We start from the raw sequence: 24465 nt of genomic DNA, 5'->3' as shown, positions 1-24465 counted from the left end.
CAGTCTGCAGCCATCCGACTCCGCATTGAGATCAAACGATAACTATGAGTACGCGCTTTTTCCCGGGAATACACGAACCCGCCGCACGGCCTGCGGAAGATTTCAGAATCGGGCCAGTACTTGTGCCACCATCCGCTCCAGTCGTGCCACCGCCATCGACCCTCCGAAGAACGCCTTGATGGCCTGCACGAAGTACTGCAGGCCCTCCGGATAATCCAGGCAAGTTCGAAGAATCTGGTACACGTCTGACCGTGCGTCGTGGCTCCTCGGGATCACCACCGCGATCGACGAAGGCAGCACCTCCACCACCTGGTCCCGACCGCGCTCGGTGAGAAGTCCGGGGATCCGCAGAGCGCATTCCACCAACTCGAAGAGCCCGGGCAACCCGATCTCGGGTTCGTCGAACGCGGACTCCGGTTCCGGCTCCAACCCTGAGATCACGGAGGGCGCCACCGCCTCGGAGGGCGCCAGCCGTGTCTCCGGCCGGGGCTCGAGTTCCGCCGTCCGGAGCACGGCGGGCGCCGCACCGCCGAATATCCGCACCCAACCCGAACAATCGGTCTCCTTGACCGAAACCGGTACTCGCAGATAGTCCTCAGCCGAGATCAGACCCGTGTCCCGCAGCACCACCTCGTCATGGAAACGCTGCGACACGATCAACCCGATCGTGGCCCCTCCGTCCTTCACCATCGCCTTGAACAAGGGCGCCTCCAGCAATCGGAACACATGGTTGACCTCGGTTCCGATCAGCCCGTGCGCGTCGGCCTTGGCGATCCCGATGTGCACCGCCACCCGCAATGCGATCCGCGCCGCCTCGCTCGACAGCGAGTTGTACCGCCCCAGATCCGCCCGGAGCCGTTCCACGGCCACCGTGACGAGCGCCGCCGGATCGTGCTCGGCGGGCGCCGCCACGAGAACGCCATCCCCCCGGTCCTCTTTGTAGACCCCCGAAAAAGGAATTAGGGCGTGTTCGAAACTGGCTTCCAGAAGCTCATAGAGGTTTTCCCGGATGTACGCCTGCACGATGTCCGTCCGTTTCGCGTCCCCGTAGGACACCACGTCGCAAACGAACAGCACGCACGTTCCGGACGGCCTCCAGCCGCTCTCCGACCCCTCCAAGACCCCACCCTCCTGAGCGGTGACCCCCTCTCACACGACTTTGCAACGTCACGATCCGCCCAGCAGAGTCCCGTGACACAGATCAGCCTGGAAATTGGGGAAAGGTGGGTGGGCGAAGCCACGACGCCTGTGGCCTGAGGTGGCCTATGATCAGCCTTTTCCGAGCTGTTCGAAAGAGGGAGGGCGTGCGGTGCAGGACCAGCGTGGCGTGAAGATGCCGGAGATGCGGGAGCTCAGGACCGAGCTCGCCCGGCCCGCGCTGCGCAAGGGCATCCAGCGGAGGAGGGCCGAAGGAGATCTTCCGGCACGCGCCTACTTCGACAACAGGATGAGTCGTATTGAGCGCCACTCAGTCTCATGAGTGGCCTCTCCGGGGCTTGGACGTAGCGGCTCTTCTCGGCGGAGGCTGGGGTCCGGAGCCGTTCCGTGAGTTCATCCTGAAACTGCACGGCCGCTGCAATCTCTCCTGCGATTACTGCTATGTCTACGAGTCCGAGGACCAGAGCTGGCGTTCCCGCCCGGCGGTCATCTCGGAGACCGTTCTCTCCCGGGTCGCGTACCGGATCGCCGAACATGTGGAACGCCATGGACTCGACGAGATCGAAGTGGTGCTGCACGGCGGAGAACCGCTGCTGGCCGGGACGAAGACGATCGATTTCACCGTCACCGAGATCAGGTCGGCGGTGCCCGACTTCTGCCGGGTGGACTTCACCGTGCAGACGAACGGGGTGCTGCTGACCGAACGGATGCTGGACCTGCTGGACACCCACCGGATCGGGGTGGCGGTCAGCCTCGACGGGGACCGGGCGGGGCACGATCGGCACCGGCGCTACGCCGACGGAAGGGGGAGCCACTTCGCGGTACGGCGGGGCCTCGATCTGCTGGCCGATCGTTATCGCCATCTCTACCAGGGCATCCTGTGCGCGATCGATCTGGCGAACGATCCTGTGGCGACCTACGAGGCGCTGCTGGACACGGAGCCTCCCCGTATCGACTTCCTGCTCCCGCACGGTACCTGGACGGCTCCGCCCCCCGGCCACGCCCCCGAGGAGACGCCCTACGCCCGGTGGCTGGCCGCCGTCTTCGAGCGCTGGTACCGGGCGGAGAAGTGGGAGACGGGAGTCAGGCTCTTCGAAGAGATCATGAACATGGTGCTGGGCGGGCACAGCGCCAGTGAGAACATCGGGCTTTCGCCCGTCGTCATGGTCGTGGTCGAGACCGACGGGACCCTGCAGCAGGTCGACACGTTGAAGACCTCGTTCCACGGCGCACCCGAGACCGGCCTGAGCGTCTTCCAGCACTCCTTCGACATGGCCCTGCTTCATCCGGGGGTGGTGGCCCGGCAGATCGGAAGCGCCGCGTTGTGCGAGGAATGCCGCGCCTGCCCCGTCAGGGATCTGTGCGGCGGTGGAGCTTACGCCCACCGTTACCGGGAGGAGACCGGCTACCTCAATCCCTCGGTCTACTGCGCCGACCTCTACCGTCTCGTCCGGCATGTCGAGACCGCGGTCCACGAGGACCTGACGCGGCTTTCCTGATCACAGGGGCAGAGGTTCGATGACGCAGTCCAGCACCTCACCGTCTCGTGCGATGAGGACCGAAGGGTGGTCCTTGCCGAGGATCTCCGCCAGCCTCGCCGAAGGTCTTTCTTCGGCGTTGACGGGTGCTCCCGCCGCGGTGCCGATGAGGAGATGATTGTGCCGGAGGCACAGGGTGACGGGATGGTTCTCACCCAGACGTGATTCCGCCCGTTGCAGGGCGCGTGAGGAATGCCGGTGCGCTGCGTCCAGCCTGCCCAGAAGATAGAGGTCGGAACTCAGACCCGCTTCCAGGAACAACGAGTAGTAGTGGTCCGGTCCCACCGGACTGGTTCTCAGACCGTTCAGTGCCCACTCGTCGACCTCCAAAGCGGTCTGTACGTCACCCAGAGAACGCAGCACGATCGCCAGCCCTGCCGCGCAGGAGTGAACGAAGGGATGACGGTCCCCCAGGACGCGCCGCAACTGGGTCCAGGTCTCCTCTTGGAGTTCCTGCGCTTTCTGTAGTCGGCCGGTCCGCGTCAGCGCCATCGCGAGGCAGACCTTGGCGGCCGGAGTGTTGGGATGTTCGTCACCGAATCTGCGGACATGGGACTCAAGGACCTCGACGGAAAGTCTCTCGGCCTCCTCGTGGAGACCTGACTCCCGCAGCGTCCCCGCATGGCTCATCTTGGCTTGGAGAACCAGGGAATGGTCCGGGCCTAGGACGGGATCGAGGTCGCCGAGACTCTCCCTCTGCAGATTCAGGGCTTCGGCGTAACGCCCCAGTCCATGGAGATCGCGCGCCAGGTGGTGAGTGGCACGGAAGACGTCGCGGTATCTCAGATGGGGTCTTCTTCGCAGGGCTTCCAACGAGTCCTTGTCTATCTCGTAAGCCTCGTGGAATCTGCCGAGCAGCCGAAGGCCGACGGAGACATTGCCGGCGGCGACCAGGGTGTTCTCCGCGCTGTCATCGCCGAAACGCCGTGTCATGTGCAGCCAGGTGAGCCGATCGAGATCGTAGGCCTCCTCGAACTGGCCCAGGTACTTCAGATCGGCCCCGTATCCCAACGCGGTGAACAGGACGGTGAGATTGCCGGCCTCGTATTTCCGTTCGGCGCGTTCGAGGGTGTCTCTGCTCAGAGCCGCGGCCGCGCCGGTCTCACCCAGCGCGCGGAGCGCATTGGCGAGCATGCGGGCGGCGTCGAGGGCCAGCACGTCGTCGGGACCGTGTTCGTTTCGCCAGCGGGTCAGGGCGAAATCAGCGATCAACCTGGAACCGACGAAGTCACCAGAAAGATAGAGGTACTGGATTTGGTCCAATGCGACGTTCCTGGCCTCGACGGTGGCCGCGTTGACGATGCCCGACGCCAGTACATGCGGTGTGACCAGGGAACGCCGCCTCCAGGTGGTCTCGTCGTCAGCCGGAATGGCCGGAGTGGCGGCGATCAGGATCGAATGGACCTGAGCACGGACCCGAGGTCTTTCTTCGGCGGGGATCCGGGTTTTCAGCATGGTCCGGACCAGCCGGTGGACCTGAAGGCTGTCCCCCTCCGGGTCGAACCGCGCCAACTCGAACCGGTCGATCAGCCGCATGGTTTCGCGAAGCGAGGCCTCGTCGGAGAACAGCTCGTTCAACGGGTCGGGCAGGTCGGCGGTGCGTCCCGAGGACAGCAGCTCAACGGTCACGGGTTCGGGACTGAAGAAAGCCCAGAATTCGAAGAGCAGTCCGGCCTGGGGGTTCTCCTCGTGAAGCCGGTCGAGTCCCAGGTTCAGACTGGCGGCCAGGTGCGCGGGAAAGTTCTCGGGCAGAGGTTCGAGAGGGCTGGCCAGCAACAACTGGTCGAACAGTTCGATGTACTGCTCGACGGTACGGCCAGGGGTGGACTGCCAGGCCGCGGCCTGTTCGACGGCGAGGGGAAGGTCCCCGACTCTCTCGGCGAGCTGGTCGGCCTCGGTGTCCGAGAGGCGTGGTACGCGTCGGCGGAGGTAGCGGATGCTCTCGGGACGTTCGAACACGTCCACGCTGACCGTGGCACTGGCGACGTCTTCCCAGCTTCGGTCCCGAGAAGTGATCAGGACGCTCACCGAGGGGAGGGAGACCCGCAGCGGCTCCCCCTCGGCGGCCATCCCGTCCACGGGGAGCGCGGGGAGAAGATCCTGAGGGTTTCGGGCGTTGTCGAAGATGAGCAGCCAGCGGGGATGGGCGGGATCGGTCCGGAGCGCGTGCATCAGGTTGTCCACGATGCCCCGGGTGCTTTCACTCTCCGGGGTTTTCAGCCTCCGGGCCAGGTTCACCAGAGAGGACCTGGCCACGGTCATCTGGTCGGCGGGAATCCACCAGATCAGGTCGTAGTCGTCCATGAAGCGATGGGCGTATTCCACGGCCAGTTGGGATTTGCCTTCGCCGCCCAGCCCGTGGAGCGGGTGGGGGAGCAGCACGGTGACCTTGCCGTCCAGGGATCCGCGCAGAGAGTCCAGGAGTTCATCCCGTCCGGTGAAGTAGGGGTTCCTCGGCGGGAGAGGGCCGACCAGCCTTCCATCGACGCCGCTCGGAACCGCCCCGGCATGGTGGGGCTGTTCCTTCAACGTGTTGTTGATACGCCGGGCGATGGTGGCGTAACGTCCCCCCAGCCGTTCCAGAACCTGAGCTGTGACCTGGGCGAACGCCTGATCTGGAGGTACTCCGGAACCGTCTCTTTCGATCTCGGCCAGGAGGGCGGGGAAGTCGAGTGGAGATCCGAAACGATCCCGAATGACACTCCAGACATTGCGCAGCACACGTATCGCGTCATTGCGGCGCAGCCCGCTCATCAGGATCTCCCGAACCCCCTCATGGAATTCGTAGGCGGGTTCGTGGGCCTGGGGATCAGAGGTCTGCGACACGCTCCGCAACAGTTCGCCGAGATAGATCTCGGCGAGGTCCGCAGGAGTCGACGAGGGCAGCATGGCCTGTTGGACGAGGCGGATGACCGGAATGCTGAGCGGCGCGGCGGCCAGATAACCGGCGAGTTTGTAGGCCTGGGGAGACGCGGCCGCACGGAAACGTGCCACTCGCTCCTCCGCCGTCAGATCGGCGGTTTCGGCCGTAGGCCGGAGGCCCGAACGGAGATCCCGGGTGAAGACGGCCGCGCCGAAGACATTCCGTCCCCCGTTCGCGACCATCGAAGCCCACGACGCCAGCCAGTGCGGCTCCAGCGCCAGAACGGGGATCGCGACCCCGGGGGGAGGCTCTCCGGCGTCTTCCCGCAACTCGACCTTGAGCAGGGTGTTGGGCGCCCCTGAGGCGAAAGCGGTGAACCGGACGTGCTCCACCGGTGCCGAGCATCTCCACCACAGGCGTTCCGGCAGCGGTTGGACGATCGCCACCGGACCGCTGTGCCCCCAGCGTTCGAGCAGCGCTGAGGCGCGTCCGTCCTGCCAGGCACCGCCGATGCAGTCGCTGACCACCAGGACGATCCGGCGGCCGGTCGGGTCGACGAGCTGGGCGGGGCTCCGGCCCGAACCGCTGCCGGGAGTGGGACTCAGCGGACGGTGCCCGTCGGTGTTCATCCGCCAGACCCGTACGTCACGGAAAGCTCCGAGCTGTTCCAGCAGCGCCTGGAACTCTTCGACGGTACGCCGCCACACCTGCATCGACGCACTGGTGTCGACCACGATCGCCAGGTCGAAGAGGCGTTCCGGCGACGGGTTCGTCAAGGGTTGCCAGATGCCGGTCTCGGCGATCCGGCGGGCCGTCTTCTCCTCGTCGAGGTGGAACTCGGTCGCCGAGTCGACATGGACGCGCAGAGGACGCAGCGCACGGGAGAGCCGGAGAGAGCGGGGAAGCGCGGGTGGAGCGGGGGCTCGGATCACACGCGGAGAGGTGATGTCCTTGCGCCCGGTCAGGAAGAGGGCCGCTTCCGTCTCCTGGGTGGTGCGAACACGCTGTTCGACGGGAGAAGCCTGTTCCAGGCCGGGAGGAGAGGAGGCGTCATGAGCCGGGAGAGGGGGCACCGGAGAGGTCTCCTCTACCGCTTGCGGGGGTCTCGCCTCGGCCGGACGCTCGCTCATCAGCCGGACGAGCCAGAGCGCGTCCTGTATCTCCTCCGCGGAGAGCGGGGAACGCAGTCCCCGGAGCGCCTTGAACAACTCGTCGATCATGACCCGGCGATGTCGAGCGGTCTCAGAATACTGTTGATCAGCTCGTCCATACCCTCGTCGGCGGGCCGGCCTCCGGAGGTCGCGAGGTAGATGGCGTTGAGCAGCTGGTCGGTGGCGAGCTCACCGCTGTTGCGCCGTTCGATGAACCTTTGGATGATCGGCCGTCCGAGGCGGAGGGCGTCCTCGCCCAGATGCGCTTTGACGATCTTCACCAGCTGGTCCTCGCTCGGCGGCTCCATCGAGAGCCTGATGCAGCGTCTGAGGAACGCCGGGGGGAACTCCCGCTCCCCGTTACTGGTGATCACGACGATCGGGAAGGCGGTGCACTGGACCCGGCCGCGGCTGATGGGCGCGCGGATCCCCCGGTTCGCGGTCATCACCTCTACGACCTCCTGCTCGGCGGGCAGGCGTTCCAGCTCGGGAATGAGATAAGAGCCTTCTTCGAACACGTTGAGCAGGTCGTTCGGCAGATCGATGTCGCTCTTGTCCAGTTCGTCGATCAGCAGGACACGAGGCTGCGGGGCCGGTAGCAGAGCGGTGCCGAGCGGGCCCAGACGGATGTACCGTCCGATGTCCAGAGAGATGTTCTGCCGCAGGCCGCTTTCGTGGACACGTCCGATCGCGTCGTAGTCGTAGAGACCGTTGCGTAGATTGCTCTTACTGGTGACGGGCCAGATGAGCACGGGCTCCAAGCCGAGTTCGTAAGCGATGTTGTACGCGAGTGTCGACTTTCCGGTGCCGGCCTTTCCCGTCACCAGCAAAGGCCGCCTCAGGAGCAGCGCGGCGTTGACCTTGTCGGTCGTCTCCTGCTCGGTCTGGTAGGAGACCGCCCTTTCCAGGTCGCCGTGGCGGCGGCCTTCAACGGAGTCGAAACGCCGCCAGGGCGGAGGAGGAGGCAGATCGCCGATCCCGCGGTGGGGTCTGCTGTCCCCGCGGTAGATGCGCCAGTTCCGGGAATCTTCTGTGGTCAAGACGGCCTCCAGGATCAGTTCGGCGACCTGAACCGTATGTACGGCTCGGGTAGGCGATCGGCATCCTCGAAGAGAAGGGTCAGATGGTTGCCCAGATGCGTCGCGTCCGCGAGCTGGGCGGCGTGCCGGCGTAGATCCTGGATCTTGCGGGGAAGCGACATCAGATCGGTGGCCAGCAGTTCCCGCAGGCCGGGAACGAAGTCTTCGGGGGCGGTCTCCACCCGGCACCATAGGACGATCGGCGTTCCGGCCTGTAGGCACACATGGAGCTCGTCGACGGGGTCCGGGCCCTCGCGAGGAGGGTGGGACATCGCCAGACAGGTCTGGGAGTGTTCGGAGAGCAGCGCGTAAAGCTGCTCGAGGCCGTACTGGTCGGGCCGCACCACCCAGGTGACCACGGCGTCTTCCGAGTTCTGCCGAAACCAGTTCCATTTCCGCTGGCACGCACGTCGTAGCTGCTGGTCGCGCATCCGTTCCAGGCTGCGCACGACCACCGGATGATCCAGCCCCAGGCGCCGGGGAAATCTGCTGGGAGCGTACTGATACTGGTCGAACGGGAGGCCGAGCAGGTCACGGGGCAACACGAACTCGATGGTCAACTCGTCAACGTGGCGATTCACCACCTGGGGATTCTGGACGAGAAGGCTTTCCAACAGCTCGGGAAGTTCGTGAAGGTATCGCGGGCTGTCCTCTCTCAACAGGGAGATGCCCTGTTCATAGGAGAACTGCAGCCAAGCCGAGGTGATGTAGCCGTTCGGGTCGGCGCCGTCCGGGCGACACTCGATGATGAGGTAGGCGCATTCCTCCTCGGCTCTGCCCGAGGGCACTGCCGAGAGGCGCGGGATTTCCATGCCGAGCCGGAGGGCGAGCCGTTCGTTCCAGGAATGAAGGGCAGCGGCCGTGTCCTGCTGGGCACGTCCCGCCAGGAGTCCGGTGAACCACAGCAGCGGTACGGTGTCGTCGGCCCTGGCCGGCACTTCCTCAAGATGCGCTAGAACGTCCCGGATGCTGTGGACGACCCGGTCGAGAGGGGGACCGAACTCGCCCACGGCCTCCCGGTAGAAGAGGGGGAGCATGGCGAGGTCGTCCGGGCCGAGCGCGCCGCTCTCCAGGACCCGGGCGAGCTGGTAGAGATCACGTCTTTCCGAGGGTTCCAGAAGGGGTTCGGGCAGCAACTCCTCGACCAGCTCCCGGACCGCCTTCACGGATCTGCTGCCCTCATGGAACTTCTCGACGATGGCGAGCAGCGCGTGAACCGCTCCTGGATAGGCCAGACAAGCATCTACGATTTCGTACATGTCGAACATGTCTTCGTCGTGTCTGCTGACCGGCAGCACATGACCCAGTTGACGGTTCAACGTTGCGAGAAAGAGGTCCCGCGTCCGCCGCTTGCGCATCGCACCGATCTGCAGGAATGCCAGCACCAGCCGATGTGCTTCGGAGTGGTCGAGCCACGATGGCACCGGGCAGCGCCTCCGAACTCTCGAATGGGCGGGGCCAGCCGAACGCTTTGCTTTCGCAGCCGACCCTACTTTTTGGATCGGGCAGGCGGTTCTGAGTTCAGGGCGACTATTTGACCGATTTCGGTCAGTGGTTTCGAAGCCTGGAGCAGTATGGGGGATTTCGGCCTGTCGGTCATGAGTCTCCTCGACATCAGCCCCATCACGAAGCTCATCGCCAGGGCGGTGAGCAGCGCGGTCTTGTCGGCGTCCGAGAGGTCGATGGCGTAACCCGCGAAGAGGGCGCCCAAGGGGACGGCTCCGCTGGTGAGGAACTTGGTGAGGCTCACCACGCGTCCCAGGACGTCCTTGGGCACGCGGGTCGCCTGATACATGGCCAGCGCTATGTTCACGTGCGCGCCCAGGAAACTGCACAGCCCCCAGGCGACGAGCCCGATCCAGGCGCGGTCGGCCGCCCAGACGCACCAGATCAGACCGGCCCAGATCCAGAAGCAGACGAAGGTCGCCCGTTTCGGAGACCGTCCGCGCATGATGCGGGGAGCGACGAGAGCTCCGGCGAAGCCGCTGATTCCCGAGCCTGCCAGGAGAAAGCCGATGTGGGTGCTGGAGTAGCCCTGCTCCTGGGCCTGGACCAGCAGCAACAGGATGATCACTTGAAAGAAGAAATTGGCCAGCGCACAGACGGTGATCACATAGCGGAGGAAGAAATTCCCTCTGAGTAGCTGCCATCCTGTCGGGAGAGGGGGGCCGATGATCTGTTTTTTCTTCTCTGTCCTGACTCTGGAATCCGGTTTTCCCTTTCTCTTCGCAGGGTCAGGTTTTCTTCTGTCGCGTACCGCGCTGATGCTCACCAGGGCCAGGAATGAAGTCAATGCGTCAAAGAGGTAGGGAAAGGTATGGCTCAGGCCGTAAAGAAAGCCACCCAATGGTCGGCCGAAGACCAGTGCTATGTGATGCCTCGCCTCGTTTTTTGCCATCGCTGAAGGAAGGTGCTCCTGGGGAACGATTTCCCGGACGACCGTAATTTCGGTGATGTTGTAAAACGAGGCGCAGACTCCTTCCACCGCCGCCGCGACGATGAGGAGTACCTGCGGGTCGTCGACGCAGAACAAAAAGAACAGAAGGACGAGCGCGTTGCAGAGCCGGATGATCTGACTCGCCATCATCAGCTGTCTCTTGCCCCGGATGCGGTCGGCGATCAGGCCGGCCGGAAGGTTCAGCAGCAGGCCCGGCAGAGTGCTCGCGGCGGCCACCCAGCCGGCGAAGACGGCCGAGCCGCCCAGTGCGAGGGCGAGCAGGGGGCTCGCGGTGGAGGCGCTGATGATGCCCAGCTGCGAGATGGCCGACCCCATCCACAGCCACTCGAACTCCCGGGCCCACTGTGCTTTTGCCGGACGGAGTCTCAATGCACCATGCCCCTGGTGGCTCCGAACAGCAAAGCTCCCCCTGTTGACATAAGTAAAAGACCGGGAATTCGTCGGGACGAAATCCGGTCCTCATTTAGTCGAGGGGCCTCTGGATGGTGTGGGGTCCGCCTCCTGTGTCAAACTCGTCGGGGTTTGCCGGCGCGACACTTGTTAGGTCGACACTCTAGCTGATGATCTACAAGTCGGGGTAACGATTGTTTCAGACGACCGCCCTTATGTCTGCCGAGGGTTTATGTCGATGTCCTGTTTTTCAGCTTTTCGGCCTTAAGGAGAAGTTGTGGGGGAATGGGAGGGTTCTTTGCTCGCAGAGCGCGACCGGCGAGCTTCGCAGCGTCCGGATGGTCGCCGGACAACTCTCGGACTCGCGCGACTCTGAGCAATACCGGGCCGTTGTCGCGGTCGGCGGCCCCCACCACCTCGTTCAATTCTTCGGACTCCGGTGAAGGCGCGGTTCTGGGTTTCCCCCGCGCCCGCATCGCATTGGCCAGGATCCAGGCGGAGAGAGCCGACGAACTGGCTCCGCGATCGATGCGGTCGAGATCCTGGAGGGCGGACTCGGCTTCCCCCAGGTCTGCGTGAAGTTCACCGCGGACACGCAGCGCTTCGAGATTGTTCCCGTCCTCGCTCAACACCTCGTTCAACACGGTCAGCGCCGTCTGAGCCTGCCCGGCCTGCCAGAGGGCCTGCCCTAGAGCGGTCAACACGTGAAGATCGTGCGGAAGACGGGTGGCCGCGGCGAGGAGCTCTGGAAGTGCCGCCGCCGGATCGGTTCTCAACGACAGCCGTCCGAGGGCCGACAGGAGGTGTCCCACCAGATCCGTGTTCTGCAGCACCTCGAATGTGCGGGCGGCGGCCTTGTAGTGTTCTGCGGCCTCCGTGAACATCCCCTCCGAGTAGGTGAGGTCGCCCAGCAGGCATTCGATCTGCGCCGTGACCTCCAGATCCTGGGGCGCACAGGTTTGGGCAGCACCTTTCGCCTGGTCACGGGAGAGCCGGAGGTTTCCTGACCAGAAGGTCGCCGCCGCTTCGCGAAGCAGCTCGGCGGCATCGGGTCTGCGTATCGGGACCTGTCTGATCGAGGACGACCGGACGGCTTCCCGAAGCCTCGGATGCCGCAGTTCGTAGTCCATGTCTTCGGGACCGATCCGGGCTCTGATCAGCCATTTGTCCTCGAGCGCGCGTAGGACCTCCGGAGAGAACGAAGCCTTTTCCCGGGTGCGGGGCCCGGGATCGATGAAGGCGTTGCGGAACCATGCCTCAAGGTCGGGAAGAGGCAGCCGGTGATCGACGGCGACGGCGGAGAGGGTCTGCTCGACATGCTCGCCGAGTACGTGATCGACCTTGCTGGCGAGGGCCGCCGGGTCTTGGAACAGCTCGGGACCGAGTCGGGCGCAGAGGAGGGAGAACAGTCCGGGATCGATACCGGGGACGTGAGCCTTGCGTCCATCTGGAGTGCGGACGGTCTGGAGCTCTTCCGCCAGCGGGCCGCACCAGTCGCTCCGGTCGAAAAGATCTGCCTGGAGGGGGCCCAGGGAAAAGAGCCCGGTGGGGACCTTCTCGGCCTCGAGCCTCCTCGCGAATGCTCGGGCTTCGTCCAGCATGGCCGTCCGAAGGACCAGCAGCAGCCTCAGATGAGGTTGCCCGCACAGGGTTTCGAAGAGGTCCTCCAAAAACCGCAGACGCTGTGTCTCCCGTTCCGGAAACTCTTGGAAGAGCACCTCTGCCGGGTCTACGCAGAGATGGGTCCGGGAGGGCTCGCCGAACCTGTCGTATCTCAGGCGCCGCTTCAAGAACTGCTGGATCGACGACCCCGAGAGCTGTGCCGGGGACTCCCCGGGCGCCCAGGATGCGAGCAGGGGGAAGACGAATCGGTTCTGCGGGGGGAGCGCGGCCATCGGGAAGGCCACGTGATGGGTCACCCGACCCACCGGCAGCAGCAGGCCGCCGACCTCTTCGAGAGAGGGGACCACTCCGGCGTGGAGTAGAGCGCTCTTTCCCACGCCGGGATGTCCGCTCAGGATGGTCAGCCGGTGCCTCGTCCAGAGGCGGCCGACCTGCTCGATCTCCCGTCGCCTGGTATGGCGAACCGCTGCCGGCCGCGTCGGCTCGTGATCGCTGCGGTACGGATGAAGGGGATTCGACACTCGGGCCATCCAGGGTTGGACGCGATATCGCGGTGGCCATCCGTGGAACTCGGTTTCGGTTGGCTCAAGGAACCCGGAAAGGTTCCGATCCTGGCAGCGTAATACACGATTGGAGGTTGTCACCCGGAGTCGTGATGCTCAGTGTCGTGTGGCGCTCTTGTCATCGGGTGTGATTGCGGGGACGAATGGGATCAGCACTTGTTGTCGAAGCCGCGGATACTGACCAGGGGGCTGCGGATGGCCCGGTCGAGAGCTGAGTCTCCGCTGGGCTGGAGGCCGGTGACATCGATGACGAAATCATCCTGAGAGGGCTCTTGGCGTTTCATGTCTCCTCCAAGGCATGCTGGTGGGGGTTCCTGATTCTCTCAGAAAACGATCGCCGCAACCAGATGGTCTGTCGGAGAAAAATCTTCTGCAGTCCGGTTTCGGCCTTGTTCTGTGTCATGTGACCGGATGTGATGGATGAATGTCGTTGCACCGTTCTCGTACTGGATGAAAAGGCGAGAACAGAGGTAGCGTGAACTTCTCATCGCCCGGTCGCAATGCCTCGGAGGCGAGTATGAAGGGCACGCTCTCTACACAGGGTCCGCAGAAGGTCCCCGAGGTCTGGGGCAAGATCCCTCCGCGTAATAAGAACTTCACGGGACGTGAAGACCTGTTGGCCGCGCTGCATGAGGGGATTTCGGGAAGGCCCACGGCGGTCGTTCCTCACGCCCTCCACGGTTTCGGGGGTGTGGGCAAGACCCAGATGGCGGTCGAATACGCCTACCGCTATGGCTCCGAATACGACCTGGTGTGGTGGATTCCGGCGGACCAGCCGGTGCTGGTGCGCTCCTCGCTGGCCGGCCTCGCCCCGCACCTCGGGGTTCCCTCGGCGAGCACGAGCGGAGTGGAGGAGGCGGCGAGCGCGGTACTCGACGCGCTGCGCAGGGGAGACCCCTACGATCGATGGCTGCTGATCTTCGACAACGCGGACCAGCCGGAGGACATCACGCGCCTCCTTCCTCAGGGCAGCGGCCACGTCCTGATCACTTCGCGGAACCACCGGTGGGAGAGCGTCGTGGCCACGTTCCCCATCGACGTCTTCGACCGCAGGGAGAGCGTCGAGTTCCTGACCAGACGGGTGCCCAAGGCGATCAGTGAGAGCGAGGCCGAGCGGCTCGCCCACGAACTGGGGGACCTGCCGCTGGCGCTGGAGCAGGCCGGCGCGCTGCAGGCCGAGACCGGCATGGGCGTGGAGGAGTACCTGAGGCTGCTGGAGGCGGAGACCCAGCAACTGCTGTCGCACGGCAAACCCACCGAGTACCCGCTTTCGATGACGGCGGCGTGGGCGATCTCGGTGGCACGGTTGAACGAGAAGCTGCCCGAGGCGATCGCCCTGCTGCGCTGCTGCGCCTTCTTCGGCCCCGAGCCCATTCCCCGCGACGCCTTCACCCGGGTGAGCCCGGAGGCCATGGCCCAGCTGAGCCCGGAACTGCGGCAGCTGCTCGCCAATCCGATCATGCTGAGCAAAGTGATCGGGGAATTGGGCCGGTATGCGCTGGCGAAGATCGACACCCCCGCGCGTACCGTCCAGATCCACCGGCTGATTCAGGCGCTGCTGCGTGAGGAGCGCGACATCGACCAGCATGCCGCCTTGCAGCATGAGGTCCATATCCTGCTGGCCGGTTACGCTCCGGAACTTCCTTCGGATACTTCCACGTGGGAGAAGTTCGGCCACTTGCTGGGGCACATGGAGCCCGCCAAGGTCGCCGAATGCGAGCAGCCGACGGTGCGTGAGATGGCGTTGCGCGTCGTGCGGTTCCTCTTCGCCTCCGGTGACTACGGATACGCGCGGATCTTCGCGCAGCGGTTTCTGGATGAGTGGGCTGAACGGTCCGGAGAACTGCACCCTGACGTCTTCAAAATGGCTCTCGAATACGCCAATGTCCGGCGTGAGCTGGGCGAGTACGCGCAGGTCGCGGAGTACAACACCGAGAAATTCCAGCAGGCGGAGGAGGCCTTCGGAGCCAGTCACGAGATCACGCTGCGCTTCCTCCGCGGAATTCCGGCCGACCTGCGCGGAGTCGGAGACTTCCAGGAGGCGCGCTGGAAAGGTGAAGAGGTCATGCGCCGGGCCGAGTCCACGTTCGGGCCGGATGACCCTTTCACGCTGCGCGCGGTCAACAACCTCGGGGTGGACTACGGCCTGAGCAGCGACTACCAGGGCGCCAAGGACCTGCACATGCGGGCTTTCCAAGGGCTGGTGCACGACGCGGTGGACACCACGGTCAACGCCTGGAACGGGCTCGCCCGGGCGGTGCGGCTGTGCGGGGACTATTCGGAGGCGACCGACCTCGGAGAGGACGCCTACGCGTACGCCTTGGAGAACCTCGGCGCGGACCACTCCTGGACGCTCCGGACGGCCAAGGACCTGTCGATCGCGTGGAGGAGGGTCGGAGACTTCGAACGCGCCTATGAACTGGCGGACCTGGCGCACTCGAAATTCTCGCGCTCCTTCGGCATCGAGCATCCCGACACCCTGGCGGCCGCGATGTGCCTGGCCAACATCCGGCGGACGGTGGGAGAGACGGAACTCGCACTGGAGCTGGCCTCCGACACCGTGCGCAGATATCCGAAAACCTACGGGGAGACGCATCCGTACAACTACGGCTGCGTGGGAAACCTGGCGATCATGCGCCGGGTCATGGGGCAGCCGGAGGAGGCGCGCAGGCTCAACGAAGGGGCGTTGGCGGGTCTCGAGAAGAAGCTCGGCAGGGACCACCACTACACGTTGACCGTCGCGTCCAACCTCGCCAGCGACCTGGCCGAGCTCGGGGAGGCCGAGGAGGCCGTGCGACTCGGTGAGGACACCCTGGGCAGGTTGCGGAACGTGCTCGGTGAACGGCACCCCCTGGTACTGGCCTGCGCGGCCAACCTCACCGCCGATCTCAGAGCCTTCGGCCGGGACGGGGACGCGGAGAAGCTCTTCCAGGAGACGAAGGACCTCTACGCCCGGACCCTCGGCCTGGAGCACCCGGACGCCACGGTGTTCCTGGCCGGAAGGCATCTGGACGCGGACTTCGACCCGCCGCCCATCTGACGTCCGGGGTTCAGCTCGGACCGGGAGCGTCGGCGGAACGCCGCCGGCGCTCGGCCACGTCCAGTGAGACCGCCGTGCGGATATGGGCGATCAACCGCATCAGGTCGGCGCAGTAGACGGACCGGTTGCGGAAGCCGCTGCCCGGCCGGTAGCGGTGGGTGTAGAGCCCCCCGCCGCAGACCCGCCGCATCCGGCAGGCGAGGCAGGGCTCGGACAGGGCCTGGAGCCCGATCTGCCGGGCGGCGATGGACGGCAGCATGAGCGCGGTGTCGAACGGGTCGCGTGAGACGTGCAGCGCGGTGCCCGTCGCGCCCTCGAAGGCCGATTTCAGGGTGTCCACCTGCTCGATCTGCCCGTTGGTCTCCACGACGACCATCGACACGGGCGAGAGGCCGACCGACTCGCTTCCGGACTGGCGGCCGATGAGCAGCCGCATGATCTCGGTGAAGAGCCGGATGCGGGTCTCCTGCACCGGGGCCTTGTACCAGCGGTCGAAGATGGAGATGAGCCAGTCCGCGTAGGGGGTCGTCTCGTCGTCGGGGCGGCCCGGCGGCGGGGTCTCCCAGTTGCCGTGCGGCAGGAGGAAGTCCATGAGGGGCGGGGTGAAGGAGAGCAGCGATTCGTAGGTGAGGGTGGGCTCGTTGCGCAGGTCGATGGTGGTGAGGAAGCCGCCGAAGAGGTGCCGGTAGGGCTCGGAGGTGAGGAGCTTCACGCCCTTGATGACCGACTCGTAGCTGCCCCGTCCGTCTTTGCGCTTGCGGTGGAGGTCGTGGCCTTCCTCGTCCCCGTCGACGCTGACCCCGATGGAGACGCCGTATTCGGCGCACAGTTCGAGGAAGCCCGGGTCGAGCAGCACGCCGTTCGTCTGGAGGGCGAAGCTCACCTTGACGTCCGGCACCAGGGCCGCACGAAAGGTCCGCAGGGCGTACCTGAGGTGGTCGTGGCCCACCAGGAGGGGTTCGCCGCCGTGGAGGACGATCTCGACCTCTCGCAGCAGGTTCGTGCGGGCGTGCTCGGCGATGCGCAGCGCCACCTGGTCGATGGTGGATCTGGACATGCGGAGAGGTTGGCTGCGCCAGCTCTGGTCCGCCATCTCGTACATGTAGCAGTAGTCGCAGGCGAGGTTGCAGCGACTGTGGATCTTGACCACGAACTCCTGGAAAGGGGTGGGGCGCCAGCCTGTCTCCAGGAGCGCTCGGATGTCGAGGTTCTGCGGCCACTCGCCGGGTCCGCTGCCCACGCTCACGCCTATCGACCCCCAGGATTGAGTCAAAGGCGCAGCGCTGCGCTATCCCCCTATGCCAGATATGTGGGGATTCCAAGATCCTTAAACATCGTGTCCGAGAGCCCAGCGCTCATGGTCGCGCCACTCGCCCTCGATGCGGATGAGGCCGCGGGCGAGGCCCTCCCGCTCGAAACCGAGAAGCCGCACCAGCCTCAGCGAGGGTTTGTTCCCAGGCTGGATCTCCGCTTCCAGGCGGTGGAGGGACAGGGTCTCGAAGGCGTGGCGGATCACCAGGCGCAGGCCCTCGGTCATGTAACCCCGGCGGTGGTGCGGGAGGAAGACGCCGTAGCCGAGGGTTCCCCGCTGGTAGGAGCCGCGGATGATGTGGCTGATGTTGATGTAGCCCACGAGTTCGTCGCTTCCGAGCAGGCGGAGGACGAAGCCGTGGGCCTGGACCTGGTCGAAGCGGCGCAGGTAGTCGGCGAATTCCTTCTCGTCGAGAGGGAGGAACGCGTAAGGGCGGTGGAACTCTTCGCTGGCGCGGGCGGCGGAGAGGAACTCCCGTTCGTCGTCCGGCGCGACCGGACGCACGATCAGCCGGGAACCGGTCAGTTGCATCACCGGCCACGATAGACCGTTCTGGACGGTTCTATCGCGGCCGGGTCCGATGGGTTTCGGAGGACGTGTCAGGAAGGCGAGAAACGGCGCAGCCGGAGGCTGTTGCTCACCACGAAGACGCTGGAGAACGCCATCGCGGCACCCGCCAGCATCGGGTTGAGCAGGCCCGCCGCGGCCAGTGGCAGGGCCGCCACGTTGTAGGCGAACGCCCAGAACAGGTTCCCCTTGATGGTCCCCAGCGTGCGCCGTGCCAGGCGGATGGCGTCGGCCGCCGCGCGGAGGTCGCCGCGGACCAGGGTCAGGTCGGCGGCCTCGATGGCGACGTCGGTGCCGGTCCCCATGGCGAGGCCCAGGTCGGCCTGGGCCAGGGCGGCGGCGTCGTTGACGCCGTCGCCGACCATGGCGACGGTGCGGCCCTCGGACTGCAGGCGCTTGATCGTGGAGGCCTTGTCCTCGGGGAGGACCTCGGCGTGGACCTCGGTGATGCCGACGGACGCGGCGACGGAGCGGGCGGCGGCCTCGTTGTCGCCGGTCAGCAGGATGGGGGTGAGGCCCAGCGCGCGGAACTGCTCGATCGCCTCGGCGCTGGTCTCCTTGATGGTGTCGGCGACGACGAGGAGGGCGCGGGCCTTCCCGTCCCAGCTCACCGCCACGACGGTCTTGCCGGAGGCCTCGGCCGCGGCCTTGGCCGAGGCCAGGGAGTCGGGCAGGGGCTGGGACCAGTCGGCGAGGAGGCGGGGGCGCCCGACGAGCACCGCGTGGTCGTCCACCATGCCTTGGACGCCCAGGCCCGGCACGTTCTGGAAGTCCGACACGGGCGGCAGGGGGCCGGTGCGCTCGGTGGCCGCCTTGGCGACGGCCTTGGCGATCGGGTGTTCCGACGCGTCCTCCAGCGCGCCGGCCAGCCGCAGCACCTCGTCCTCGTCCTCGCCGGGAGCGGTGATGACCTCGGCGAGGCTCATCCTGCCGTGGGTGACGGTGCCGGTCTTGTCCAGGACGATGGTGTCGATCTTCCGGGTGGACTCCAGGACCTCGGGGCCCTTGATGAGGATGCCCAGCTGGGCGCCGCGGCCGGTGCCCACCAGCAGGGCGGTGGGGGTGGCCAGGCCGAGGGCGCAGGGGCAGGCGATGATCAGTACCGCGACGGCGGCGGTGAAGGCCGCGGCGGCCTCGGCGCCGGAACCGAGCCAGAAGCCGAGGGTGGCGACGGCCAGGGTGATCACCACGGGCACGAAGACGCCGGAGACCCGGTCGGCCAGCCGCTGAGCCTGGGCCTTGCCGCTCTGCGCCTCCTCCACCAGCCGCGCCATCTGGGCCAGGCGGGTGTCGGAGCCGACGCGGACGGCCCGGACGACCAGGCGGCCGCCCGCGTTGACGGTGGCGCCGGTGACGGCGTCGTCGACGGAGACCTCCACCGGGACGGGCTCGCCGGTGATCATGCTGGTGTCGACGGCGGACGCGCCCTCGACGACCACGCCGTCCGTGGCGATCTTCTCGCCGGGCCGGACGACGAACAGGTCGCCGACGGCCAGCCGGTCGATCGGGATCGTGCTCTGGACGCCGTCGCGCAGCACCGTCACGTCCTTGGCGCCCATCTCCAGCAGGGCGCGCAGCGCGGCGCCGGCGCGGCGCTTGGAGCGGGCCTCGAAGTACCGGCCGGCCAGCAGGAAGACGGTGACTCCGGCGGCGACCTCCAGGTAGATGTTGCCGCTGCCGTCCATGCGCTCCACGGTGAGCCTGAACGGGTGCTTCATGCCGGGTTCGCCGGCGCTCCCGAAGAACAGGGCGTAGAGGGACCACAGGAACGCCGAGGCCGTGCCGAGGGAGACGAGGGTGTCCATCGTCGCGGCGCCCAGCCGGAGGTTCTTCCAGGCGGCTAGGTGGAAAGGCCACGCCCCCCACACCGCGACGGGCGCGGCGAGGACGAGCGACGCCCACTGCCAGTTGCGGAACTGCAGCGCCGGGACCATCGCCATCGCGATCACGGGGACGGTCAGGACCAGGCTGATGAGGAGCCGCTGCCGCAGCGTCCGGAGGGCGGCGTCCTCGGGGACGGCCTCCTCGTGCTCCTCCCGGGGAGGGGCGGGGAGTTCGGCGGTGTAACCGGCCTTCTCCACCTGGGTGATCAGGTCTTCCGGAGTGACGTCGGGCCCGTAGGCGACGCTCGCCTTCTCGGTGGCGTAGTTGACGGTCGCGGTGACGCCTTCGAGCTTGTTGAGCCGCTTTTCGACGCGGTTCGCGCAGGAGGCGCAGGTCATCCCGCCGATCGACAGTTCGATCCGGTCCTGGACGGGGTTCATCCGAGCCTCCTCGCGGGCGGGCGGTATGGAGAAAGAGTCAGTGGACATGGACGGTGAACTCCGCGGTGTGGACCCGGCCCTCGTGCTGGAAGTCCAGGTAGAGCCGGTGGTCTCCGCCGGACGGGGCCTCGACGAAGAACGTGATCTTCGGTCCGGGGGTGGTCTCGCCGTCCCCGGGGGCGCCCTCGGGATGGACGTGAAGGTAGCCGAGGTCGTCCTTGCGCAGCGCCACCAGGTGCCCGTAGGCCCCGAGGTAGGGCTGGAGGTCGGTGACGGGGCGGCCGTCCTTGCTGATGTCCATGGTCAGTTCGCTCGTCCCTCCCGCGGTGACCGTCCCGTCGAGGGTGACGGTGTAGCCGTCCACCTCGGCGGTGCCGGACGGAGCGGGCAGGGGACGCGCGGTCGCGGTTCCCGGCACGTTCACGTCGAGCTTCAGCACCTGGGCGTCGCCGTTCGTCGGCTTGAAATCGGCGAACGCGCGGTAGTCGCCCGGCTCTTCCATGGGGGAGTCGACTTCCCAGGCGCCGTCTTGGCGGAGTTCCGGATGGACGTGGCGGAACCCTGAGAGATCCTTGCGAACGACGATCAGATGCATCTTCTTGTCATGTTGAACGTCGTATTCGGTGACGGGCTTCCCGTCCTCGCCGGTGATGAGGAAGGCGAAGCGCCCGTCCGGGGCCTGGGCTCGGTCGATCTCGACCTTCGCGGGCCCGGCTTCCGGGGGGACGGCCGTCTCGGGGGCCTCGTGGCCTCCGTGGTCGCCGTGGGCGGCCGGGCTGCTCTGGACGCGCTGGTCGGGTCTTTCGGCCGGATCGGGTCCGAAGGCCCGTCCCGCCCCGAGTGACGCACCGAACACGGCGGCCATCCCCAGAGCGAAGGCGCCGAGCTTCACCGTGGTGTTCATGCTCTCTCCTCAGGTCTCCTCCTTCCGAACCATATACCCCAAGGGGGTATTTCTCGCGGAGGCTGTGACCCCCGTCACCCCAGGGACGCGAGCAGGTCCGGAAGCTCCACTATGGAGTCCACCAGATGGTCGGGCGTGCCCCGGTCCAGGTCGGAGGGGCGGAACTTGCCGGTGCGCACCTGGATCCCGGTGAGCCCGGCCCGCTGGGCGGCGAGCACGTCCGCCTCCAGGTCGTCGCCGATCATGAAGCCGGTCTCCGCGCCCAGCGAGGCCAGCGCCGAACGGAAGAACGAGGCCGAGGGCTTGCCCACCACCTCGGCGCGGACCCCGGCGGCGGCCTCCAGCCCCAGCAGGTAGGCCCCGGCGTCCAGCTGGAGCCCCTCGTCGGTGCGCCAGGCGAGGTTGCGGGCCATCGCGACGAGCTTCGCCCCGCCCTGCAGGAAGCCGAACACGCGGTTCACGGTCGGGTAGTCGAACTCGGGTCCCGCCCCGCCGATCACCACGATGTCCGGGTCGTCGTCCACGAACCGGACGCCCGGCAGGTCCTCGGTGACGTCACCGCCGCTCAGCAGGAAGCACCGCGCGTCCGGATGCTCCCGCCGCAGGTGTTCGGCGGTGGCGGACGTCGCGGTGAGGACGTCCTCCTCGGTGACCGGGAACCCGGCCGAGACCAGCGCCGCGGTGATGGAAGCCCTGGTCCGCGAGGTCGTGTTGGTCAGCAGGAGGAACCGGTGCCCCTCCCGTCCGAGCCGCTTCAGGGCCTCCACCGCCCCCGGCAGGGCCTTCCACGAGACGGTCAGCACCCCGTCGATGTCGATCAGTACAGTCGCCATACCCCGAGGGTCGCACTGGTCATCACCCTCTGTGAACAGCCTGTGGATCGTTCAGCATGCGTTCAGCCACGGGCGGCACGCCGTAGGCGGGCGTCAGCTCATGTGGATCTTTCGGCGCGCGTCAGCCGAGTCTTTCGCCCATCCAGATGACGTGCTCGTCCTCGCTCACCGTGGTGAGGCCCAGCGCCTCGTAGAAGCCGACGGCCCGGCGGTTGGCGGGGCTGACCCCCAGGTGCAGGCCGGGTGAGCCGGCCCGGCGGAGCTGGTCCCTGAGCCGGTCCATCAGCCTGCGCCCGTAGCCCCTGCCCTGGGTCCGGGGGAGCAGGTCGATGTGCAGGTGGGAGGGGTACTCCTCGACCAGGGAGTCCGGAGCCGGGTGGAAGTGGTGGATCGCGTGCATCCTCTGCTCGTCCGGCGTCTTCGGGGATACGGGGTCGGGGTACCGCTCGCGCAGCGGAGGCCACCACTCCTCCTCGCAGCGCGCCTCGAACCCGCGGGTGTCGGGGGCGCCGAGGATGTAGCCGAGGACTTCGCCGTCCTCCTCGACCACCGAGGCGAATCCGGGGCACAGCCTCAGGTACGGCCCGGCGAAGACGTGGCCGAGCAGTTCCGGGTCGGAGTACAGGTGGGTGGCGTCCTCGCCGGACGCGCCGGTGCGCAGGCAGATGTCGTAGACGGCGGCCTCGTCACCGGGCCTGAACTCGCGAATCGTCACCGTTCCTCCTGTGGACGTCGTCTCGGTACCTTAAGCGCCATGCCTGATCTGTTCGTCTATGGCACGCTCCGTTTCCCCGAGGTGCTGGACGCCCTGCTCGGCAGGGTGCCGGAGCTGGCTCCAGCCCGGGCCGAGGGCTGGCGGGTGGCGGCGCTGCACGGGCGGGTCTACCCCGGCCTGGTCGCCGCCGCCGACGGCGTCGCGGACGGTCTGCTGATCCGAGGGCTCAGCGTGGAGGAGTCGGAGCTCCTCCACGCCTACGAGGACGTCGACTACGACGTCGTCGAACTCCGCCTCGACGGTGGAGGCCTCGCCCTGGCCTACCGCTGGAAGGGGGAGGTCCTGGACGAGGACTGGGACCTGGAGTGGTTCACCCGCGAGATCCTGGCCCGATACGTACCGGGCTGCGTGGAATGGCGGGCCGAGTACCGGGCGGGTTAGGGCACCAGCGCGACCTTGCCGGTGACCTGGCGGTTCAGCAGCGCGTCCAGGACCTGCCCGGCCTCCGTCAGCGGTCGGACGGCCGGGGCGGCGGGGGTGAGCCTGCCGTCGGCGACCAGGTCGAGCGCCTCCCGGTGAAGGGCGGCCTGCTGTTCCGGCCGGGTCATGGACCAGATCGCCCAGTCCACTCCGACGATGGAACGGTTGCGCAGCAGCACCTGGTTGAGGGGCACCGAGGGGATTCCTCCGGTGAAGCCGATGACCGCGTACCGGCCGTAGTCCCGCAGGGCGCGCAGGGCGGAGTCCGCCAGCTTTCCTCCGACGGGGTCGTAGACGACGTCCACCCCGCCTTCGGAGAAGGCCCGCGCCGCGGTCTTCACGTCCTCGGAGGAGGTGTCCACGACGGCGTCGGCCCCGGCGGCGAGGGCCGCGTCGCGCTTCTCCGCGGTGGAGGCTCCGGCCAGCACCTTCGCGCCCAGGGCCTTGGCGATCTGCACGGCCGCGAGCCCCACGCCGCCGCCGGCGCCCAGCACGAGGACGGTCTCCCCCTCCTGAAGCCCGGCTCTGTTCCGCAGCGCGTACAGCCCGGTGCAGTAGGACTGGGTGAAGGTCGCCGCGCGGGGGAAGTCGAGTACGTCGGGGATCGGCACCGCCGCGGCGGCGGGCACCGCGACCTGCTCGGCGAAGCCTCCGAAGCCGCACAGCGCGACCACGCGGCTGCCGACCGCAGGGCCTTCCACGCCGGGGCCGAGGGCCTTCACCGTGCCCGCGATCTCGCCGCCGGGCACGAAGGGCAGCGGGGGCTTGATCTGGTAGCGCCCGTGGAGGAAAAGGCCGTCCACGTAGTTGGCTCCGGCCGCGGCCACCTCGATCAGGACCTGGCCCGGGCCCGGCTCCGGCGCGGGCACCTCCACCGGCCTCAGCGAACCCAGTTTCTCCACTGTGAATGCAAGCATTCCGGCAGACTAGAACAGGGTGATATAGGGCACAGTGGCGGGGTTAGTCCAGGTCCTGCAGGTGGTAGCGCAGTCCCATGTGCGAGGGGCGGAAGCCGACCTTCTGGTAGAAGCGGATGGCCTCGGGGCGCTGTCGGTCGCTGGTGAGCTGCACGACCCGGCAGCCCATGTCCCGGGCCTCCTCGATGGCCCAGGCCAGCATGGCGTGGCCGACGCCGCGTCCCCGCAGGTCGCCGGCGACCCGGACGCCCTCGATCTGGGCGCGGGAGCTGCCCATGTAGGTGAGCCCGGGGATGTAGGTGAGCTGGAGGGTGCCGATGACGTCGCCGTCGGAGTCGGCGACGATCAGCCGGTTGTTGGGGTCGGCCTCGATGGCGGCGAAGGCCTTCTCGTAGTGCTCGTTGACCTCGGGGGCCTCACGGGTGCTGCCCAGCACGTCGTCGGCGAGCAACCGCACGATCTTCTCGAGGTCGGCGCGGGTGGCCTCGCGGAAAACGGGCTGCTTGCGGCTGGTCATGGCCCGCAGGGTATCTGGCGTCCGAAGGGTCCCGTTCGCGGGCTCGGCTGTAACGTCCACTTGTAGTACTACGAGTTGTAGTACTACATTGGG

Annotated in this window: 18 protein-coding genes; 3 read left to right on the top strand and 15 right to left on the bottom strand. The window is 66.8% G+C overall.

Features of this window, described 5'->3' with window-relative positions; genetic code table 11:
• Positions 1–102: 102 nt before the first annotated feature.
• Positions 103–1077: an effector-associated domain 2-containing protein gene (locus ABD327_RS19980; RefSeq protein ID WP_344452038.1), complete on the bottom strand. Its 975-nt coding sequence runs from the start codon at positions 1075–1077 to the stop codon at positions 103–105.
• Between the two features lie 419 nt (positions 1078–1496).
• On the opposite strand from ABD327_RS19980, the gene ABD327_RS19975 reads away from it, so the two are divergent.
• A complete protein-coding gene (locus tag ABD327_RS19975) occupies positions 1497–2657 on the top strand; it encodes an FxsB family cyclophane-forming radical SAM/SPASM peptide maturase (protein WP_344452037.1) in 1161 nt (386 codons plus the stop codon).
• On the opposite strand, the gene fxsT (ABD327_RS19970) is transcribed toward ABD327_RS19975, so the two are convergent.
• From fxsT (ABD327_RS19970) to ABD327_RS19945, 6 genes are all read right to left on the bottom strand, one after another.
• Positions 2658–6779, bottom strand: coding sequence for an FxSxx-COOH system tetratricopeptide repeat protein (gene fxsT / locus ABD327_RS19970; RefSeq protein WP_344452036.1), 4122 nt, complete (start codon positions 6777–6779; stop codon positions 2658–2660).
• Positions 6776–7750 carry an AAA family ATPase gene (locus ABD327_RS19965; RefSeq protein WP_344452035.1) on the bottom strand — a complete coding sequence of 325 codons (975 nt, stop codon included), beginning with the start codon at positions 7748–7750 and terminating at the stop codon, positions 6776–6778. The genes fxsT (ABD327_RS19970) and ABD327_RS19965 overlap by 4 nt, the downstream gene beginning before the upstream one ends.
• Before the next feature lie 14 nt (positions 7751–7764).
• Complete coding sequence (locus tag ABD327_RS19960) at positions 7765–9213, bottom strand: VMAP-C domain-containing protein (protein ID WP_344452034.1); 1449 nt, start codon at positions 9211–9213, stop codon at positions 7765–7767.
• A 65-nt stretch (positions 9214–9278) separates the two neighbouring features.
• A complete protein-coding gene (locus tag ABD327_RS19955; protein WP_344452033.1) occupies positions 9279–10616 on the bottom strand; it encodes an MFS transporter in 1338 nt (445 codons plus the stop codon).
• Between the two features lie 251 nt (positions 10617–10867).
• Entirely contained in the window at positions 10868–12790 is a 1923-nt protein-coding gene (locus tag ABD327_RS19950) for a tetratricopeptide repeat protein (protein WP_344452032.1), read from the bottom strand.
• Between the two features lie 182 nt (positions 12791–12972).
• Entirely contained in the window at positions 12973–13107 is a 135-nt protein-coding gene (locus ABD327_RS19945; protein ID WP_344452031.1) for a hypothetical protein, read from the bottom strand.
• A gap of 233 nt (positions 13108–13340) precedes the next feature.
• On the opposite strand from ABD327_RS19945, the gene fxsT (ABD327_RS19940) reads away from it, so the two are divergent.
• Entirely contained in the window at positions 13341–15863 is a 2523-nt protein-coding gene (fxsT, locus tag ABD327_RS19940; RefSeq protein ID WP_344452030.1) for an FxSxx-COOH system tetratricopeptide repeat protein, read from the top strand.
• Positions 15864–15873: 10 nt separating this feature from the next.
• Here fxsT (ABD327_RS19940) and ABD327_RS19935 read toward each other — a convergent pair whose 3' ends face one another.
• The 6 genes from ABD327_RS19935 to ABD327_RS19910 all read right to left on the bottom strand — a co-directional run bounded on the left by ABD327_RS19935 (position 15874) and on the right by ABD327_RS19910 (position 22458).
• Positions 15874–17103, bottom strand: a complete 1230-nt coding sequence (locus ABD327_RS19935; protein ID WP_344452029.1) for an FxsB family cyclophane-forming radical SAM/SPASM peptide maturase — start codon at positions 17101–17103, stop codon at positions 15874–15876.
• An 87-nt stretch (positions 17104–17190) separates the two neighbouring features.
• Complete coding sequence (locus ABD327_RS19930) at positions 17191–17706, bottom strand: GNAT family N-acetyltransferase (RefSeq protein ID WP_344452028.1); 516 nt, start codon at positions 17704–17706, stop codon at positions 17191–17193.
• A gap of 68 nt (positions 17707–17774) precedes the next feature.
• Entirely contained in the window at positions 17775–20006 is a 2232-nt protein-coding gene (locus ABD327_RS19925) for a heavy metal translocating P-type ATPase (RefSeq protein WP_344452027.1), read from the bottom strand.
• A gap of 37 nt (positions 20007–20043) precedes the next feature.
• Positions 20044–20910, bottom strand: a complete 867-nt coding sequence (locus tag ABD327_RS19920) for a hypothetical protein (RefSeq protein WP_344452026.1) — start codon at positions 20908–20910, stop codon at positions 20044–20046.
• Positions 20911–20984: 74 nt separating this feature from the next.
• Positions 20985–21743: an HAD-IIA family hydrolase gene (locus ABD327_RS19915; RefSeq protein WP_344452025.1), complete on the bottom strand. Its 759-nt coding sequence runs from the start codon at positions 21741–21743 to the stop codon at positions 20985–20987.
• A 121-nt stretch (positions 21744–21864) separates the two neighbouring features.
• Positions 21865–22458 carry a GNAT family N-acetyltransferase gene (locus ABD327_RS19910; RefSeq protein WP_344452024.1) on the bottom strand — a complete coding sequence of 198 codons (594 nt, stop codon included), beginning with the start codon at positions 22456–22458 and terminating at the stop codon, positions 21865–21867.
• A gap of 39 nt (positions 22459–22497) precedes the next feature.
• Here ABD327_RS19910 and ABD327_RS19905 point away from each other — a divergent pair, with 39 nt between their 5' ends.
• Positions 22498–22899 carry a gamma-glutamylcyclotransferase family protein gene (locus ABD327_RS19905; protein ID WP_344452023.1) on the top strand — a complete coding sequence of 134 codons (402 nt, stop codon included), beginning with the start codon at positions 22498–22500 and terminating at the stop codon, positions 22897–22899.
• Here ABD327_RS19905 and ABD327_RS19900 read toward each other — a convergent pair.
• Together ABD327_RS19900 and ABD327_RS19895 are read right to left on the bottom strand one after the other, a co-directional pair.
• The gene (locus ABD327_RS19900) at positions 22896–23855 is read right to left on the bottom strand and encodes an NADPH:quinone oxidoreductase family protein (protein WP_344452022.1); all 960 of its coding nucleotides are present in this window, start codon (positions 23853–23855) and stop codon (positions 22896–22898) included. The two genes, ABD327_RS19905 and ABD327_RS19900, sit on opposite strands and share 4 nt — an antisense overlap.
• A gap of 43 nt (positions 23856–23898) precedes the next feature.
• Positions 23899–24372, bottom strand: coding sequence for a GNAT family N-acetyltransferase (locus ABD327_RS19895; protein ID WP_344452021.1), 474 nt, complete (start codon positions 24370–24372; stop codon positions 23899–23901).
• Positions 24373–24465: the final 93 nt, after the last annotated feature.

The sequence above is a fragment of the Actinocorallia aurantiaca genome (genome assembly GCF_039533685.1).
Lineage (GTDB): Bacteria > Actinomycetota > Actinomycetes > Streptosporangiales > Streptosporangiaceae > Actinocorallia > Actinocorallia aurantiaca.
This window is presented reverse-complemented; position numbering and strand designations above follow the sequence as displayed.